The following is a 16142-nucleotide window of genomic DNA, read 5'->3' on the forward strand; positions in this document are numbered from 1 at the left end:
GTCCTTTCTACTCTGCGGCCCGTCCCTGCGGGCGGCTGAAATCGAACTCTTCGGCGAAGTGACAGGCCACGTGATGGCCCGGTGCGATCTCTCGCCATTCGGGCGCCGTTTCGGCGCAGGCCGGGCGCGCATGGGGGCAGCGCGTGCGGAACCGGCAGCCCGAGGGCGCGTTCAGCGGGTTCGGGATCTCGCCCTCCAGCTTGATCGGGTCGAACCCGGCATCGGGGTCGGCCTGCGGGATCGCCGACAAGAGCGCGTGCGTGTAGGGATGACGGGGCGCGAAGAACAGCCGCTCGGTGGGGGCGTATTCGACGAACTTGCCGACATACATCACCGCCACCCGGTGGGACATCTGCGCGACCACCGACAGGTCGTGGGCGATGAACAGGAAGGCGACGCCCATCTCCTCCTGCAAATCCTTCAGCAGGTTCACGATTTCCGCCTGGATCGACACGTCCAGCGCCGAGACGCTTTCGTCGCAGACCACGAAATCGGGCCGCGAGACAAGGGCGCGGGCGATACAGATGCGTTGCCGCTGGCCGCCTGAGAAGGCATGCGGGAAGCGGCGCAGGTGTTCGAGGTTCAGTTTGCAGCGCGCGGCGATCTCGCGAACCCTGGCGTCGATCTCGGCGCGGTTCTTCATCATGCCCGAGGCCACCAGAGGCTCGGCGATGATGTCGCGGACGGTCATCCGCGGGTTCAGCGACGAATAGGGGTCCTGGAACACCAGAGACATGCGCGAGCGGAACAGCCGCAACCGGTCCTGCGCCATCGACGACAACTGCACCGGCTCCTCGGCGAAGATCATGTTCATGTGGGTGCGGAAGCGGCGCAGGTCCTCGCCCTCGGCATGGGCCACGTCGACATCGCGGGTATGGGTGTGAAAGATCACCTCGCCGTCCGAGGGGTCGATCGCGCGCAGGATCGCGCGGCCCACCGTCGTCTTGCCCGAGCCGGATTCGCCCACCAGCCCCACGGTCTCGCCGCGCCGGATGTCGAAACTCACGTCGTCCACCGCGGCCAGGTCGCGGATTTCGGTGCGGAACAGCTTGCGCGTCCTGATGGGAAAGCGGACGGAGAGGTTGCGCACCTCGATCAGCCTGTCGGTCATGCCGCCGACCTCCCTGCCTCGTCATGCAGCCAGCAGCGCACCGCGCGGTCGGCCTCGGGGCGCACCTCGCGGGGCGCGCGCGCGCCGCAGAGCCCGGCGATGGCCTGGCCGCAGCGCGTGTGGAACGGGCACCCCGCGGGCCGTTCCGAGGGCGAGGGGATGTCGCCCGGCACCGGCGTCATCCGCGCGTCCAGCCTCTCGAGGCTCGGGATCGCGGCCAGAAGCCCCTGGGTGTAGGGGTGTTTCGGGTCGCGGATCACGTCTGCCGTGGGGCCGCGTTCGACGATGGTGCCCAGATACATCACCGCCACCTCGTCGGCGATCTGCGCGATCACGCCGAGGTCGTGGGTGATGAAGATCATCCCCATCCCGAGATCGCGCTGCAATTCGCGCATCAGGTCCAGCACCTGCGCCTGGATCGTCACGTCGAGCGCGGTGGTGGGTTCATCCGCGATCAGCAGTTGCGGCCCCGCCGACAGGGCCAGCGCGATCATCGCGCGCTGGCGCATGCCGCCCGACATTTCGTGCGGATACTGGTCGATACGGGTGCCGGGATCCGAAAGGCCCACACGCTCCAGCATCGCGATGGCGATCTCGCGCGCCGCCCGCGCGTTCGGCTCGCGGTGCAGCCGGATCGCCTCGATCATCTGGTTGCCGACCGTGTAGACCGGGCTGAAGCTCGCCATCGGCTCCTGGAAGATCATCCCGATCTCGCCGCCCCGCAGCCTCCGGATCGCCCGCGACCTTGGGTCCAGCGTCTCGATCTCGATCCGCCGGCCGTCCTTGGCCGTGTAGTGCATCCGCGCCTCGGGGGCGATCGCCGCGCTGCCGGGCAACAGCTTCATCAGCGCCTTGGTCGAGACCGACTTGCCCGAGCCCGACTCGCCCACGAGGCCCAGCGTGCGGCCCTTCTGCACGGTGAAACTCACGTCCTGCACCGGCGTGATCCGCCCTTCGTCGGTTCGAAAGGAGATCGTGAGCTTCTCGACATTCAGCAGATCAGGCATCAGCGCGCCTCCGAATAGGGGTCGGCCGCGTCGCGGAGCCCGTCGCCGATCACCGTGAAGGCCAGCACCGCGACCACCACGAAGGCCGCGGGGATGAACAGCCAGGGCGTCTGTTCGATCACCCGCACCGACTGCGCCTGCTGCAGCATCACCCCCCAGCTGACCGTCGGCGGGCGAAGCCCGAGCCCGACGAAGCTGAGCGCGGTTTCCGACAGGATCATGTAGGGAAACGAAATCACCAGATCGACGATGATGAAGCTGGTGAACGAGGGCAGCATGTGCTGGCCGATGATCCGCGACGGCCGCGCGCCCGCGAGCCGCGCCGCGACCACGTAATCCTCGTTCCTGATCGACAGGAGCTGGCTGCGGATGCGCCGCGCGAGCGTTGGCCAGCCGAAGAGGCCGAGGATCAGCGTCATCGCGAAATAGACCTGCGTGGTCGACCATTCCTTCGGCATCGCGGCGGCCAGCCCCATGTAGAGCGGGATGATCGGCACCACGCGCACCACCTCGGTCACCCGCTGGATCGCGGCGTCGGTTCGCCCGCCTGCATAACCCGCGACCCCGCCGATCATCAGCGCCAGCACGAAGGAGATCAGCACCCCCATCACCCCGATGCAAAGCGAGGTGCGGGTGGCGTAGATCGTGCGCGAAAACACGTCGCGGCCGAGATTGTCGGTGCCCCACAGATGCAGCCGCGCCTCGGGGTGGTCCAGGCCGAAGAGGTGCCGCTCGGTCGGGATCAGCCCCAGCACCTTCACCGGCTCGCCCCTGGCGAACAGGCTGACATAGACCCGCGTCTCGGGATCGGGCACCGAGATCGCGCGCAGCGTCACCGCGTCGCGTTCCGTCTTGATCCCGTGCACGAAGGGGCGCAGCGAACAGCCCCGCGCGTCGCAGAACATCGGCATCTGCGGCGGGCCGTCGATATAGCTGGCGTTGCGGCTGGTGGTTCCGTAGGGCGCCACGAACTCGGCAAACAGGCCCATCAGCGCCATAAGCCCCAGGATCGTCGCCGCCACCATCGCCGCCCGGTGCCGCCGGAAGCGCCACCAGATCAGCGTCCATTGCGAAGCGGAATAATAGCGCAGGCGCTGCGCCTCGTCGCGGTCCGGCCCTTGGGTCGCGTCGGTCATCGCGTCAGCCCCCCAGCTTGATCCGCGGGTCGAGCCACGCGAGCAGGATGTCGGAAAGGAAGTTCATGAAGACGATCATGAAGGTCAGCATCAGGAGGATCGCGCCGGCCACATACATGTCGAGGTCGAGATAGGCGCGCAGCAGAAGCTCGCCGAGTTCGGTCAGCCCGAGGACGGCGGCGACGATGGGCAGTTCGGAAAAGATGCGGTTCACGTCGAAGCCGATGGTCGAGACCACCGGGTTGATCGCGAGCCGCGCGGGGTATTTCATCAGGAGCTTCATCTCGGGAACGCCGCGCGCCCGCGCCGCGGTCACCGACAGCTTGTTCAGCTCGTCCGACATCGTCGCGCGCACGGTCTGCAACTGGTAGGCCACCGCCGACCAGGCCAGCACCACCGCCGGCAGCCACAGGTGTTTCACCAGGTCCCAGACCTTGGCGGCCGACCAGGGCGCGTCCTGCATGCCCGCCGAGAACAGCCCGCCGATATCGGCGTCGAACCACTTGTTGGCGAAGTAGAGCAGGATCAGCGCCAGCAGGAAGTTCGGCAGTGCGAGCCCGAGATAGGAAAAGATCGTCAGCCCGTAATCGGCGCCCGATCCGCGCCGGACGGCGGCATACATCCCGATCGGGAGGGACACGAGATAGGTGACGATCAGCGTGCCGAAGAGGATCGCCGCGGTCAGGAACGCCTTGTCGCCGATCACCTTCGTGACCGAGGTCTCGAAGGCGAAGGCCTGCCCGAAATCGCCCCTGAGCACGATGTTGCCGATCCAGTCGGCATAGCGCAGCAGCATCGGCTTATCGAGGCCCAGCTCGCCCCTGATCGCCTCGATATCGGCCTCGGTCACGGCAACGCCGGTGCCGGAATACTTCCGAAAGGCATAGCGGTCGGCATAGTCGCCGGGCGGCAGTTCCATGATGATGAAGACCATCAGCGACACCAGCAGCATCGTGACGATCATCCCGACGAAGCGTTCGGCGGTGAACCGCAGCATGGGCCTGTCCCTTGCGCTGTCGCGTGAGGTGCGGGGGGTGTGTGCCCCGGGCGCGGGCGCCCGGGGCCGTCTCAACGGGGGGCGACCGCGCCTATTGCTCCAGCCACCACTGCTGGGCCCGGTAGGGATAGGTCCAGTAGTAGTCGTAGGCCTTGGCGGTGAACTGCGGCACGTTCTTCAGCGCGTTGGTGTAGACCACCGGCTCGGGGATCTCGGCGACGATCCCGATCTTGATGAGGTTGTCGAGATGGATCTTCATCATCTCGGCGCCCAGCGCGTTGCTCTCCTCGCTGCCCAGCGGGTGCCGGGTGAACTCGGCCGCCGCCGCAAAGAGCCGCTTGATATCGGCCGGCGGCTCGATGCCTTCCGCGCCGTCGGTCTCGATCCAGGTGGCCCAGTCGGCGTGGCCCTTGGGGTTGAACGGATCGCCCGGGAACAGCGCGTCGGTCGCGTCCTGGCTGATGTTCGGCCCCGATACGCCGTCGTTCTTCCAGGTCAGCACGTCGACCTCGTTGGCGTTCGCCGCGGCGCGGTACTCGTCCGAGGTCACCTCGCGCACGTCGACCTGAAGGCCGAGATCGGACCAGTAGCCCGCGGTCAGCTCATGGAGCTGCGAGGCCGTGCCCTGGCTGGCGAAGACGATGCGGATCGACAGCGGCTTGCCGTCGGGGCGCTGGCGCACCCCGTCGCTGCCGCGCGCCAGCCCCATCTCGTCCAGAAGCGCGTTGGCCCGGTCGGGATCGTAGTCCACGAACACCGCCAGGTCCTCGGGCGACAGGAACGGCACGGTCATGTGCTCGGCCGCCGCGGTCTGCATCGGCTTGCCCTGGCCGAGATAGACGATCTCGTTGATCTCGTCCCGGTCGAGCCCCAGCGACAGCGCCTGGCTGAACCGCACGTCCGAGAAGATCGCGCGCAGCACCGGGTCCTTGTGGGTGCGGTTGAAGCTGTAATAGGGTGACTGGCCCAGCGTCGGGGTCAGCGCGACGGTGTAGTCGCCCTTGGCCTCGTTCTCCTTCAGCAGCGGAAAGTCGTTGAGCTGCATCGCCTGCTGCTTCCAGGTGACCTCGCCGTTCATGATGCGCAGGTTCACCACCTCGCGCTCGGGCACGTAGTCCTCCCGGATTTCCGAGATGTAGGGCAGCTGGTGGCCGGCGGTGTCGACCATGTGGAAATAGGGGTTGGCGACGAGGTGGCGGCCTTCGGTGTCCTCCTCCACCAGGATATGCGATTCCAGCGTCGGCATGACGCCCACGCCGATCCCGGCGACCTTGTCGGCATCCTTCATCAGCGGCGAGGGCACGTCCCTCCAGTCGGAATTTCCGTAGAAGAAGTTCACCGCCTCGGCCTCGCTGGCGAAGCCGTGCTCGGCGCGCAGCTCGGCGGCACCCTCGTTGTACTTGTCGAGGTAGCGGCCGAGGACGTGCTTGGGCAGAAAGGTCTGGCCGTAGTCGATCGCCCAGCGGTTCAAGAGGTTCGGCTGCGCCACCGGGAAGGTGAAGCGAACGGTGGTCCCGTCCAGCGCCTCGACCGTGGCGGGCTTGCCGTCGAACAGCCAGCGGCCGGGCGCCTTCTCGATGACGTTGGGGTTCATCAGCACGTCGTTGTACCAGAACGCCACGTCCTCGGCGGTGAACGGGGCGCCGTCCGACCACTTGTGACCGGCGCGCAGCGTAAAGGTGAGCTGGGTGAAATCGTCGTTCCACGCCCAGGATTTCGCGACGTTCGGCACGATGGTCTGCAGGTCGTCGGAATAGCGCACCAGGTTGACGTGGCGGACCGACAAAAGGTCCGAGGTGCCCGACTCGGTGCCGCGCGACAGGCCCACCAGCGTGCCGCCATAGGCCCCGATCGCCTCGTAGGGGGCGACCACCAGCGGCTCCTCGGGCAGGCGCTCTTCGACGGGCGGCAGATCGCCGTTGCCCAGGATCTCTCCGTTCAGGGTCGCGATCTCGGGGTTTTCGGCGAATCCGAGGTCGCACCCGGCCTTCGACTCGAACTCGGCGAGCTCGAATTGCTGCGGATGGTCGGGCGTCAGGCCCCGCATGTCGGCGACAGTGACGGCGGGGCACTCGGCCAGCGCGGGCAGGGCCAGCGTCAGCAGCGCCGCCCCGGACAGAAGGAGAGCTTTCGAGGTCATGGCGGACTCCGTTGGGCATGATGACCCGCGCGTGGTGCCGCCCCCATATGACAGATGCGTAAAACGGCCCGATATATAGCCAAACGTTATGAATTGCCGCCCGTCACGGTTCCGTCATGCTTGTCGAGGGCGCGCGCGATGAACGCCTCGACCGCCGCCACGCGGGCCATGTGTTGCGGACACACGACGAAATGCCGGGCCGTCAGGCGCCCGTCGCCGATGGTGATGGGGACGAGGCCCTCGGTTGCCGTCAATTCGGCGCGCATCGCCACGCCAAGGCCCACGCCTTCGCGCACCATCGCCACGATGGAGCCCCAGGAGCCGAGCGCGAGCACCGGGTTGAGCTCGATTCGCGCGAGTCTGGCAGCACCCTCGAAAAGTTGCCGCGTGCCCGAGCCTTTCTCGCGCGTGATCAGCGGCAGTCCCGCGATGTCGTCCCAATCCGCCCGTCCGCGCGCGGCCAGGGGGTGATCGGGGCGCGCGACCAGGACGATGGGCGTCTCGACCAGCGGGGCGCCGTGCATCTGCGCGGGAAGTTCGCGCCCGGTGACCAGGCCGAGATCGAGCCGCCCCGCGTCGAGCCCGGCGAGCACGTCGCGGGAGGCCAGAGACCGTGCCTCGATCTCGATCGCCGGGAAGGCCGCCATGAAGCTTCCGATCACCGGCATGGCCAACTGGTAGGTGGAATAGCCGATGCGCAGCGCGCCCTTCTGCACGCTGCGGGTCGAAAGGAAGCTCGCCTCGATATCGCCGTAAAGCGCCAGCAAGGCGCGGATCTGCGGCAACACGGCCGTCAGCGCCGGGGCAGGGCGGATCGAGTCGCCGAACCGGTCGAACAGCACGGCCCGCGCCGCGCGTTCGGCGGTCGAGACATGGGTAGAGACCGACGGCTGCGACACCCCCAGCGACTTGGCGGCGGCCGAGAAGCTGCCGCAGCGCACCACGGCCTCGATGGCGCGCAGCTGCGCGATGCTCAGCCCCTTTGACGTCCTGCCCTTCATGCCCCTGCGCCGATGCCGTTCATCCCGTTCATACTGCAGTTCGGGGCTGCGGTGAATTGGATGGATCGCCCGCCGCAAGGGCCACGCGCGTCAGCCCGCCACAAGTATCGGCAGGTAGGCGATGGCGGCCAGCACCGTGAGCAGGACGAGGAGGTAGGGCACCACCGCGCGCGAGATCCGTTCCAGGCCCAGCCCGGTGACCGACGAGGCGACGTAAAGGTTGATCGCGACCGGCGGCGTGATCATCCCGATGGCCAGCCCCACCACCATGATGATGCCGAAATGCACCGGGTCGAGCCCCAGTTGCAGGGCCAGCGGCAGCAGGATCGGCGTCAGGATGATCAGCGCCGAGGCGGTCTCGATGAAGATGCCGGTCAGCAGGATCAGCACCAGCATCATCGCCAGCACCACCATGCCGTTGGCCGACACCCCCAGCACCAGATCGGCGATCCGCGCCGGCACCTGCCAGTTCGACAGCGTCCAGCTCAGCGCCGCCGAGGCCGAGATCACGAACATGATGACCGCCGTCGTGACGGCCGCGCGCACGAATAGCCGGTAGATATCGGCCAGCCCCAGGTCGCGGTAGATGAAGAGCGACACGATGATCGCGTAGTTTACGGCGATCACCGCGGCCTCGCTGGGGGTGAAGATGCCGGAAAAGATGCCGCCAAGGATGATGACCGGCGTCAGAAGGCCCCAGAACGCCGCGCGAAACGTCCGCCAGATGGTGCGGGGCGAAAACGCGCTGCCGCGCGGATAGGCGCGCCGGTGCCCCTGCACCAGCGCCAGCCCGATCAGCCCCAGCCCCATCGCGAGGCCGGGCAGGAAGCCGCTGAGAAACAGCTTCGACACCGATTCCTGCGCGATCACCGCGTAGATGATCATCGGCACCGAGGGCGGGATCACCACGCCGATGGTGCCGCCCGCCGCGATCAGGCTGGCGGCGGAGGCGGGGTCGTAGCCCTTGCGCGTGAGTTCCGGCACCAGGGTCGAGCCGACCGCCGCCGTGGTCGCCGCCCCCGAACCCGAGATCGCCGCAAAGAACATCGAGGCCAGCACCGAGACGATCGACAGCCCGCCCTTGAGAAACCCGATCAGCGCATCGGCCAGCGCGACCAGGCGGGCGCTGACCTGCCCCTGGGCCATGATGTCGCCCGCCAGGATGAACATCGGCACCGCGACCAGCGCGAAGGAGTCGACGCCCGAGAACATCTGCTGCGGCAGTACCAACAGCGGCACGCCGTCGGCCCGCAGCGCCACCATCGTCGCCCCCCCGATGGCCAGCGCGACCGGCAGGCCCATCAGCAACAGAAGGAAGAACAGGCCGAAGAGAAGCAGGCTCATTCCACGGGCTCCGTGGGGGCTGGCCGCCGCCCGGTCAGCGCCAGCCGGACGAGGTCCGACAACGCCAGCACGGCCATCAGCACGGCGCTGAGCGGGATCACCGCGTAGACATAGGTCATCGGCACCCGCAGCGCGGCCGATTTCTGAAAACTCTGCATCGCCATGTAGTCCCGTGCGATCCAGGCCAGCGCCAGAAGGAAGGCGATGCCGGCGACCAGCGCCGTTCCCGTGACCAGCCGCCCCGTGCGGTCGGGTAGCCGGTCGACCAGCACGCCGACCGCGATATGCCGGTGCTGCTGCCAGGCCAGAACGGCGCCCAGGAAGGTCAGCCAGACCAGAAGGAACCGCGCCACCTCTTCGGTCCAGCCCACCGCGGTGAACGCCACGCGCGAGACGATCTGCAACGTGATCACCGCGATGAGCGCCGCCATCCCCGCCGCAAGGACGGGGCGCAGGACCGCGCCGATGGCGCGGTCCATCAGGCCGAAGAGGCGCAGCACGTCAGTCCAGCTCGGCGCGGATACGGTCGAGATAGTCGCCGAACCGCGCGCCGTATTTCTCGTAGACCGGCGCCACCGCCGCCTGGAACGCCGACAGGTCGGCATCCTCGATCACCGCCATGCCGCTGGCCTTCAGGTCCTCCAGCTGCTTGGCTTCCATCTCGGCATTGACCGCGCGTTCATGGGCGGCCGCCTCGCGCGCGGCCTGAACGACCACCTCCTGCGCGGGTTCGGGCAGCTTGCTCCAGGCCGGCATCCCCATCACGAAGACCGCCGGCGCATAGGTGTGGCGCGTCATGGTCATGTGGGTCTGGGTCTCGTTCAGCTTGAAGGAATGGACCACGCCGACCGGGTTTTCCTGCCCGTCGATGGTGCCCTGCTGCATCGCGGTCAGCGCCTCGGTCCAGGCCATCGGAATTGCGTTGGCGCCCAGTTCGCGGAAGGTGTCGGTATAGACCGGGTTCTCCATCACCCGGATGCGCAGCCCGTCCAGGTCGGCGGGGCTTTCCACCGGGCGCTGGCTGTTGGTCAGGTTGCGGAACCCGCGCTCGGCATAGGCAAGGCCCTTTAGGTTCACGTCCGAAAGCCGGTCCAGCAGTTCCTGCCCGATCTCGCCGTCCAGCACCTGATAGGCCGCCTCGCGCGAGGGGAACAGGAAGGGCAGTTCGAACACCGCCATTTCCTCGACGAAATTCGCGACGGGGCCGTTGGTGATCACGCCCATGTCCACGCTGCCGATCTGCATGCCCTCCAGCAGCGTGCGTTCGTCGCCCAGCGTCGCGTTGGGGAAGATCTCGACCGTCACCTTGCCGTCGGTGCGCTCGGCCACGAGGTCGCGGAACTTCTCGGCCGCGACGTGGAAGCCGTCCTGTTCGTTGACGGCGTGGGCCAGGCGCAGGGTGACGGGCTCCATCGCGTCGAAGTCAGAGGCGGCGCCGGGCAGCGCGCCGAGCGCGACGGTGGTGCCCAGGGCGGCCGCAAGAAAATGTCGTCTGATCATCATCGGGTCTCCTTTCCGAGTCGTTTCCGTTCATTCGACGGAAATATATGGTGCGTCAACCGCCTGCGTTCCGGGGCGGGGCCGGAACTGCCGGTACCGTCCTGTCGGGGCGCGCCCGGGCCGCCCTCATGCCGCCCGTGCCCGCCGCCAGCTTCCGAGGCGCACGGGCAGGGGCAAGACCCGGCCCGGCGTGGCCCCTGGTGCGGGCGCTGCCGAATGGATGGACCTTGGGCGGCAAACGGCGGCTGGCGAAAGCGACGGTTAGGGTGTAAGCGACGGCCATGGAGAAACAGCGGCAAGATATCGTGCCCTGGCGCCTGTCCGTCGCCCCGATGATGGACTGGACCGACCGGCATTGCCGGTATTTCCACCGGCTGATGTCCGCGCACACGCTGCTCTATACCGAGATGGTCACCGCGCCCGCGCTGGTGCGCGGCGAGGCGCGCCACCTGCTGGCCTTCGACCCGGCCGAGCACCCGGTCGCCGTGCAGCTGGGCGGCTCGGACCCGAAGGAACTGGCCGAGGCCGCGCGGATCGCCTGCGACGAAGGCTATGACGAGGTCAATCTCAATGTCGGCTGCCCGTCGGACCGGGTGCAGTCGGGCACCTTCGGGGCGGTGCTGATGAAAACGCCCGCGCTGGTCGCCGAGTGCGTGGCGGCGATGGCGGCCGCGTCCTCTGTCGAGGTCACGGTCAAATGCCGGATCGGGGTAGACGACCAGGACCCGCGCGAGGTCCTGCCCGGCTTTCTCGAAACCGTCGCGGCGGCGGGCGTCTCGCGGTTCGTCGTCCACGCGCGCAAGGCCTGGCTGCAGGGGTTGAGCCCGAAGGAGAACCGGGACGTCCCGCCGCTCGACTACGGGCTGGTGGCCGAGATGAAGCGCGCCTTTCCGGCGCTCGAAATCTGCATCAACGGCGGCGTTCAGAGCCTTGATGCCGCGCGGGATTTCCTCGCCGGCGGGCTTGACGGGGCGATGATCGGGCGCGCGGCCTATCACGATCCGGCCGCGATCCTGCTGCCGGCCGACGAAGCGATCTTCGGCGTGCCCGGCCAGACGTCGCGGCACCGGGTCGTGGAGGAGATGAAGCCCTATATCGCGCGCCACCTCGCGACGGGCGGGCGGCTGCACGCGGTCACCCGGCACATGCTGGGGCTGTTCGCGGGCCGGCCCGGGGCGCGCGCCTGGCGCCGCGTGCTCAGCGAGGGGGCGACACGGCCGGGCGCGGGGCTCGAGCTGCTGGACGAGGCGCTGCGCCAGCGCGACGGCGCGCGCGCCGCCTGAGCCCGCGCCCGCCACATGCCGCTTGCCGCGGGCGCGGCCATGCGCTACCCGGCCCGCGATGCCCGAGCCGACGCTGATCCTTTCGATGCTGGCGCTGCTGCTCGCGATCGGCGCCGTGGCGGGCGTGATCGCGGGGCTCTTGGGCGTGGGCGGCGGGCTGATCCTGGTGCCGGCCTTCTTCTATGCCTTCTCGGCGCTGGGCTACGACAGCCCGCACCTGATGCAGATCTGCCTTGCGACCTCGCTGGCGACGATCATCGTGACCTCGGTGCGCTCGGTCCTGGCGCATCACGCCAAGGGGGCGGTCGACTGGACGATCCTGAAGGGCTGGGGGCCGGGGCTGGCGGCGGGCGCGGTGCTGGGCGTGCTGGTGGCCGCGGGGCTGCGCTCGGTCGTGCTGCAGGCCATGTTCGGCGTGCTGGGGGTGCTGGCCGGCGGCTGGCTGGCCTTCGGCAATCCGAACTGGCGGCTGGCCGAGGCGATGCCCCTGGGCCGGCTGCGCGCGGCGCTGTCGGCGCTGGTGGGGTTTCTCGCGGTGCTGATGGGCATCGGCGGCGGGCTGTTCGGCGTGCCGCTGATGACCGCCTACAACCAGCCGATCCACCGGGCCGTCGCCACGGCGGCGGGGTTCGGGGTCGCGATCGCCGGGCCCTCCGTGCTGGGCTTTCTCGCGATGCAGATCCCGCCCGAGGGCCGGCCACCGCTCACGGTCGGCGCGGTGAACCTGCCGGCCTTCGCGGTGATCGTGGGGATGACCTTCCTGACCGCGCCGCTCGGCGTGCGGCTCGCCCACCGGCTCGATCCGCGGCCGCTGCGCCGGGTCTTCGCGCTGTTCGCGCTGGTCGTGGCGGGCAACATGCTGCGAAAGGCGGTCGGGCTCTGACCGCGTCAGGACCGCGCGAGGCGCGGGCGACGGGCCGGCAGCTCGTCCATCACCCGGCGGCGGTCCTCGGGGCGCATCCGGCTCCAGGCGCCGATCTCGTCCATCGAGCGCAGGCAGCCGATGCACAGCCGGCTTTCGGGGTCGACCTTGCAGACCTTGTTGCAGGGCGTCTCGATGGCGCCGGTCGGCCGGGCGGGGCGGTCTTCGCTCATGGCGCGTCCTTCAGGTGGCGCAATCGGTCGAGAAACCCCTGCAGGATATAGCCGGCGGCGACATGGTCAATCACTTCCGCGCGGCGCTTGCGCGAGGTGTCGGCCTCCAGCAGCGCGCGTTCGGCCGCGACCGTCGACAGCCGCTCGTCCCAGAAGCCGATGGGCAGGTCGGTCAGGCGCGAGAGGTTGCGCGCGAAGGCGCGGGTGGACTGGCAGCGCGGCCCCTCGGTCCCGTCCATGTTGCGCGGCAGCCCCAGCAGCAGCCCCGACACCGCGCGCCCCCGGGCGATTTCCAGCACCTGGCCCGCGTCCAGCGTGAACTTCTTGCGCCGCACGGTCTCCAGCGGCGTCGCCACCGACCGGAACGCATCCGAGACCGCGACCCCGATGGTCTTCTCGCCGAAATCGAGCCCGACCAGCGCGCCATGGGCGGGCAGGGCGGCGGCGAACTCCTCGGGGCTGTCGAAAACGCTCACTCGGCGACGCCCGCCGCGGCCGCGGCCGCGCGGACGGTGTCCAGCGCGTCGGGATAGCCGGCAAAGAGCTGCTGCGCCTCGGCCCAGATGCGGCCGGCCTGCTCGGTATCGCCGAGCACGCCCAGCGCGCGGATCAGCTGCGCCCATTGCTGCGGCCCGCCGCCGTCGCGCGCCAGCCGGTCCGACAGGTTCGCCACCATGTTGCGCACCATCTCCTCGCGCTGCTCGGGGCTCATCCCGGCGGCGGCCTCCATGTCCTCGGCGGTGGGGCCGCGCACGCCCTCCGCCTCGGGCAGGGGCGGCATCTCGTAATCGGTGTCGCCGGCATACCAGGCCAGGTCCAGAATCTGGCTGCGCACGGGCTGAAGCCAGGGATCGCCCGCTTCCGTCGTCTTCAGAAGCTCGCGCCACACCCGGAAGGCCACGTCGGGCCGGCCGGTCTGGATATGCATGAGCCCCCAGTAGTACAGCGCCGTGCCGTTGCGCGGGTCGCGGTTCAGCGCGTCCTCCAGCACCGCTTCGACCTCGGGCGAGACATAGCCGCCGGCCGCCAGAACCATCATGTCGGCCAGCGTGGCGTGATCCTCGGCGGTGGCGCGGCCCTGTTTCAGGTCGACCACCCGGGACTGCGCGGCATAGGCGGCCTTGAAGTTGCCCAGCGCCGCCTCGTTGCGCGCCAGCAGGATGAAGCCGCGCAGGTCGTCCTGCCGGTCGGCCACGACGCTGCGCAGCTTTTCGACAAGCTCGATATGCTCGGGCGAGGGCGGCGGCACGGGCACCGGCGGGGCCTGTTCCTCGGCCTCGGCCTGCCGCATCCGGTTGGCGCGATACTCCGCCGCCTCGCCCAGCCGCGCCTGCAGCGGCCGGTCGGGCGCACCGGGTGCGCCGACCACCGCATAGACGCCATAGGTGCCGGCGACCAGCGCGACGACCAGCCCCGCGGCCGTGGCTAGGCTGACGGTCCGCGGCGCCCGCGCGCCGCCGTCCTGTTCGGCCAGCTTGCGGTCGGCCTCCAGCACCCGGCGCGACACCTCGGTGCGGATGCGATCCGCTTCGTCGGGGGTGATCACGCCGCGCGCCAGGTCCTTGTCCACCTCGTGCAACTGATCGCGATAGACGCGCAGGTCGTAGGCCGCGGGCGGTTCGTCCCCCGACCGGCCGCGGACCAGCGTGACGGCGAGAAGCGCCGCGATCGCGGCGGCCAGCCCGATGGCGACGATCCAGAAGAACATGCGCGGCGACCTCGTTGTAACGTTCCCCCGCCGATCTATTACGCATCCGGCGGAATCGAAAGGGCAAAGCGTCCGCCGCCGCGCCCCGCCGCCCATGTCGCGTTCCCGTTCCACGATGCCGCAAGCGGGCAGGGGCGGGGCGCGCGCGCGGTGCATGAAGGGGCCCGGGAAAGCCCGCCAGACAAGGGGAGTCGCCTTTGGCCACGAGACGCTATTCCGCCTTCGCCGTCGCCCGCGAAGCCACCCGCTACCACGAAGGATGGGCGCGGGCCTGGACCTCTCCGGCCCCGAAATCTCACTATGATGTGATCGTGGTCGGCGCGGGCGGGCACGGGCTGGCGACGGCCTACTACCTCGGGCGCCGGTTCGGCATCCGCAACGTGGCGGTGATCGAAAAGGGCTGGCTGGGCGGCGGCAACACGGGCCGCAACACCACGATCATCCGCTCGAACTACCTGCAGGACCCATCCGCCGCGATCTACGAAAAGGCGCGCAGCCTCTACGAGGACCTGTCGCAGGAGCTGAACTACAACGTCATGTTCAGCCCCCGCGGCGTGCTGATGCTGGCCCAGACCGAGCACGAGGCGCGCGGCTGGAAGCGCACCGCGCAGGCCAACGCGCTGCAGGGCATCCCGACCGAGTTCATCGGGCCCAGGCGCGTCAAGGAAATCTGCCCGATCATGAACATCGAGGGGCCGCGCTACCCGGTCCTCGGCGCGCTCTGGCAGGCCCGCGGCGGCACCGCGCGCCACGACGCGGTCGCCTGGGGCTATGCGCGGGCCTGTTCGGCGATGGGCATGGACATCATCCAGCAATGCGAGGTGACGGCCGTTCGCCAACAGGGCGGCAAGGTGACCGGCGTCGAGACCTCGAAGGGCACGATCGGCTGCGACAAGCTCGCCATCGTCGTGGCGGGCCATTCCGGCGTGCTGGCCGAGATGGCCGGCTTCCGCCTGCCCATCGAATCCGTGGCGCTGCAGGCGCTGGTTTCCGAACCGATCAAGCCCTGCATGGACGTGGTGGTGATGGCCAACAGCGTGCACGGCTACATGAGCCAGTCCGACAAGGGCGAGATGGTGATCGGCGGCGGCGCGGACGGGTTCAACAACTACACCCAGCGGGGCAGCTTCCACCATATCGAGGAAACCGTCCGCGCGCTGTGCGAGACCTTCCCCATCGTCACCCGGCTCAAGATGCTGCGGCAATGGGGCGGCATCGTCGACATGACCGGTGACCGTTCGCCGATCCTCTCGAAAACGCCCCTCGGCAACTGCTTCATCAATTGCGGCTGGGGTACCGGGGGCTTCAAGGCGATCCCCGGATCGGGCTGGGCGATGGCCGAGCTGGTGGCGAAGGGCGCGCCGGGGCCGCTGGCCGCCGAGTTCGGCCTCGACCGCTTCCGCGAGGGCCGCTTCATCGACGAAAGCGTGGCGGCGGGGGTGGCGCATTGATGCCCGCCCGTCCGATCCTCGCCGCCCCGCTTGCGCCGCGCGACGCGCAGCCCGCCCCGGGCCGGCCCGCGCTGGGCCGCTCTGTCGCATCCGGGCGCCGTGCGCGTTTGGTCGCCTTGACGCTCCCGCAGCGCGTTCGCATAAGGGGTGCCAAACGCAATTCGGAGATCCGCCCATGGCTGAGCAGAACTACGACGTCATCGTTCCCGAAAGCGCGAGCAAGTGGATCGGCCTGGTCGCCGGCCTGCTCCTGCCGCTCTTCATCGGGGTGGTCGGCGCCCAGATCTACGGCACCATTTCCAGCCAGGGCGGCGAGCAGGTCTACCCGCTGCCCGAAGAATAAGGGGGGCTTCCCCGGCGCCCCCGACC

At 69.1% G+C, this 16142-nt stretch carries 16 protein-coding genes; 4 read left to right on the forward strand and 12 right to left on the reverse strand.

Translation table 11 applies throughout. The features are described from left to right. Positions 1–7 precede the first annotated feature (7 nt). The 9 genes from BUR28_RS01585 to BUR28_RS01625 all read right to left on the reverse strand — a co-directional run bounded on the left by BUR28_RS01585 (position 8) and on the right by BUR28_RS01625 (position 10239). The gene (locus BUR28_RS01585) at positions 8–1111 is read right to left on the reverse strand and encodes an ABC transporter ATP-binding protein (RefSeq protein WP_074218520.1); all 1104 of its coding nucleotides are present in this window, start codon (positions 1109–1111) and stop codon (positions 8–10) included. Next, positions 1108–2118, reverse strand: coding sequence for an ABC transporter ATP-binding protein (locus BUR28_RS01590; protein WP_217693500.1), 1011 nt, complete (start codon positions 2116–2118; stop codon positions 1108–1110). The genes BUR28_RS01585 and BUR28_RS01590 overlap by 4 nt, the downstream gene beginning before the upstream one ends. Continuing rightward, a complete protein-coding gene (locus BUR28_RS01595) occupies positions 2118–3254 on the reverse strand; it encodes an ABC transporter permease (RefSeq protein ID WP_074218521.1) in 1137 nt (378 codons plus the stop codon). The genes BUR28_RS01590 and BUR28_RS01595 overlap by 1 nt, the downstream gene beginning before the upstream one ends. Positions 3255–3258: 4 nt before the next feature. Then, positions 3259–4251 carry an ABC transporter permease gene (locus BUR28_RS01600; protein ID WP_074218522.1) on the reverse strand — a complete coding sequence of 331 codons (993 nt, stop codon included), beginning with the start codon at positions 4249–4251 and terminating at the stop codon, positions 3259–3261. A 91-nt stretch (positions 4252–4342) separates the two neighbouring features. Continuing rightward, the gene (locus BUR28_RS01605) at positions 4343–6391 is read right to left on the reverse strand and encodes an ABC transporter substrate-binding protein (RefSeq protein WP_074218523.1); all 2049 of its coding nucleotides are present in this window, start codon (positions 6389–6391) and stop codon (positions 4343–4345) included. Positions 6392–6477: 86 nt separating this feature from the next. Beyond that, complete coding sequence (locus tag BUR28_RS01610) at positions 6478–7392, reverse strand: LysR substrate-binding domain-containing protein (RefSeq protein WP_074218524.1); 915 nt, start codon at positions 7390–7392, stop codon at positions 6478–6480. Positions 7393–7482: 90 nt separating this feature from the next. Further along, positions 7483–8736: a TRAP transporter large permease gene (locus BUR28_RS01615; protein ID WP_074218525.1), complete on the reverse strand. Its 1254-nt coding sequence runs from the start codon at positions 8734–8736 to the stop codon at positions 7483–7485. Then, positions 8733–9236, reverse strand: a complete 504-nt coding sequence (locus BUR28_RS01620; RefSeq protein WP_217693501.1) for a TRAP transporter small permease — start codon at positions 9234–9236, stop codon at positions 8733–8735. Before BUR28_RS01620 ends, BUR28_RS01615 begins: the two co-directional genes overlap by 4 nt. A 1-nt stretch (position 9237) precedes the next feature. Next, positions 9238–10239, reverse strand: a complete 1002-nt coding sequence (locus BUR28_RS01625; protein ID WP_217693502.1) for a TRAP transporter substrate-binding protein — start codon at positions 10237–10239, stop codon at positions 9238–9240. 278 nt (positions 10240–10517) lie between these two features. Here BUR28_RS01625 and dusA point away from each other — a divergent pair, with 278 nt between their 5' ends. After that, complete coding sequence (gene dusA, locus BUR28_RS01630) at positions 10518–11519, forward strand: tRNA dihydrouridine(20/20a) synthase DusA (protein ID WP_074218526.1); 1002 nt, start codon at positions 10518–10520, stop codon at positions 11517–11519. A gap of 58 nt (positions 11520–11577) precedes the next feature. After that, positions 11578–12402 (forward strand): sulfite exporter TauE/SafE family protein, encoded by an 825-nt coding sequence (locus tag BUR28_RS01635; protein WP_074218527.1) that lies wholly within the window; start codon positions 11578–11580, stop codon positions 12400–12402. A gap of 5 nt (positions 12403–12407) precedes the next feature. Here BUR28_RS01635 and BUR28_RS01640 read toward each other — a convergent pair whose 3' ends face one another. Genes BUR28_RS01640 through ccmI form a run of 3 tightly spaced genes read right to left on the reverse strand, consistent with a single transcriptional unit; the run spans position 12408 to position 14322 of the window. Then, positions 12408–12614 (reverse strand): DUF1289 domain-containing protein, encoded by a 207-nt coding sequence (locus tag BUR28_RS01640; RefSeq protein WP_074218528.1) that lies wholly within the window; start codon positions 12612–12614, stop codon positions 12408–12410. Then, positions 12611–13090 carry a Holliday junction resolvase RuvX gene (gene ruvX, locus BUR28_RS01645; protein WP_074218529.1) on the reverse strand — a complete coding sequence of 160 codons (480 nt, stop codon included), beginning with the start codon at positions 13088–13090 and terminating at the stop codon, positions 12611–12613. The genes BUR28_RS01640 and ruvX overlap by 4 nt, the downstream gene beginning before the upstream one ends. Beyond that, on the reverse strand, positions 13087–14322 hold the full coding sequence (gene ccmI / locus BUR28_RS01650; RefSeq protein WP_074218530.1) for a c-type cytochrome biogenesis protein CcmI: 1236 nt from the start codon (positions 14320–14322) through the stop codon (positions 13087–13089). The genes ruvX and ccmI overlap by 4 nt, the downstream gene beginning before the upstream one ends. Positions 14323–14519: 197 nt before the next feature. On the opposite strand from ccmI, the gene BUR28_RS01655 reads away from it, so the two are divergent. Then, positions 14520–15773, forward strand: a complete 1254-nt coding sequence (locus BUR28_RS01655) for a sarcosine oxidase subunit beta family protein (protein ID WP_074218531.1) — start codon at positions 14520–14522, stop codon at positions 15771–15773. Between the two features lie 175 nt (positions 15774–15948). Then, positions 15949–16116 (forward strand): hypothetical protein, encoded by a 168-nt coding sequence (locus tag BUR28_RS19785; RefSeq protein ID WP_175566870.1) that lies wholly within the window; start codon positions 15949–15951, stop codon positions 16114–16116. Positions 16117–16142 lie beyond the last annotated feature (26 nt).

It is taken from the genome of Rhodovulum sp. ES.010 (genome assembly GCF_900142935.1).
GTDB lineage: Bacteria > Pseudomonadota > Alphaproteobacteria > Rhodobacterales > Rhodobacteraceae > Rhodovulum.

Coding starts and splice junctions, on each gene's coding strand:
- BUR28_RS01585 (WP_074218520.1), bottom strand. CDS start 1,111: ATGACCGACAGGCTGATCGAGGTGCGCAACCTCTCCGTCCGCTTTCCC.
- BUR28_RS01590 (WP_217693500.1), bottom strand. CDS start 2,118: ATGCCTGATCTGCTGAATGTCGAGAAGCTCACGATCTCCTTTCGAACC.
- BUR28_RS01595 (WP_074218521.1), bottom strand. CDS start 3,254: ATGACCGACGCGACCCAAGGGCCGGACCGCGACGAGGCGCAGCGCCTG.
- BUR28_RS01600 (WP_074218522.1), bottom strand. CDS start 4,251: ATGCTGCGGTTCACCGCCGAACGCTTCGTCGGGATGATCGTCACGATG.
- BUR28_RS01605 (WP_074218523.1), bottom strand. CDS start 6,391: ATGACCTCGAAAGCTCTCCTTCTGTCCGGGGCGGCGCTGCTGACGCTG.
- BUR28_RS01610 (WP_074218524.1), bottom strand. CDS start 7,392: ATGAAGGGCAGGACGTCAAAGGGGCTGAGCATCGCGCAGCTGCGCGCC.
- BUR28_RS01615 (WP_074218525.1), bottom strand. CDS start 8,736: ATGAGCCTGCTTCTCTTCGGCCTGTTCTTCCTTCTGTTGCTGATGGGC.
- BUR28_RS01625 (WP_217693502.1), bottom strand. CDS start 10,239: ATGATGATCAGACGACATTTTCTTGCGGCCGCCCTGGGCACCACCGTC.
- dusA (WP_074218526.1), top strand. CDS start 10,518: ATGGAGAAACAGCGGCAAGATATCGTGCCCTGGCGCCTGTCCGTCGCC.
- BUR28_RS01635 (WP_074218527.1), top strand. CDS start 11,578: ATGCCCGAGCCGACGCTGATCCTTTCGATGCTGGCGCTGCTGCTCGCG.
- BUR28_RS01640 (WP_074218528.1), bottom strand. CDS start 12,614: ATGAGCGAAGACCGCCCCGCCCGGCCGACCGGCGCCATCGAGACGCCC.
- ccmI (WP_074218530.1), bottom strand. CDS start 14,322: ATGTTCTTCTGGATCGTCGCCATCGGGCTGGCCGCCGCGATCGCGGCG.
- BUR28_RS19785 (WP_175566870.1), top strand. CDS start 15,949: ATGGCTGAGCAGAACTACGACGTCATCGTTCCCGAAAGCGCGAGCAAG.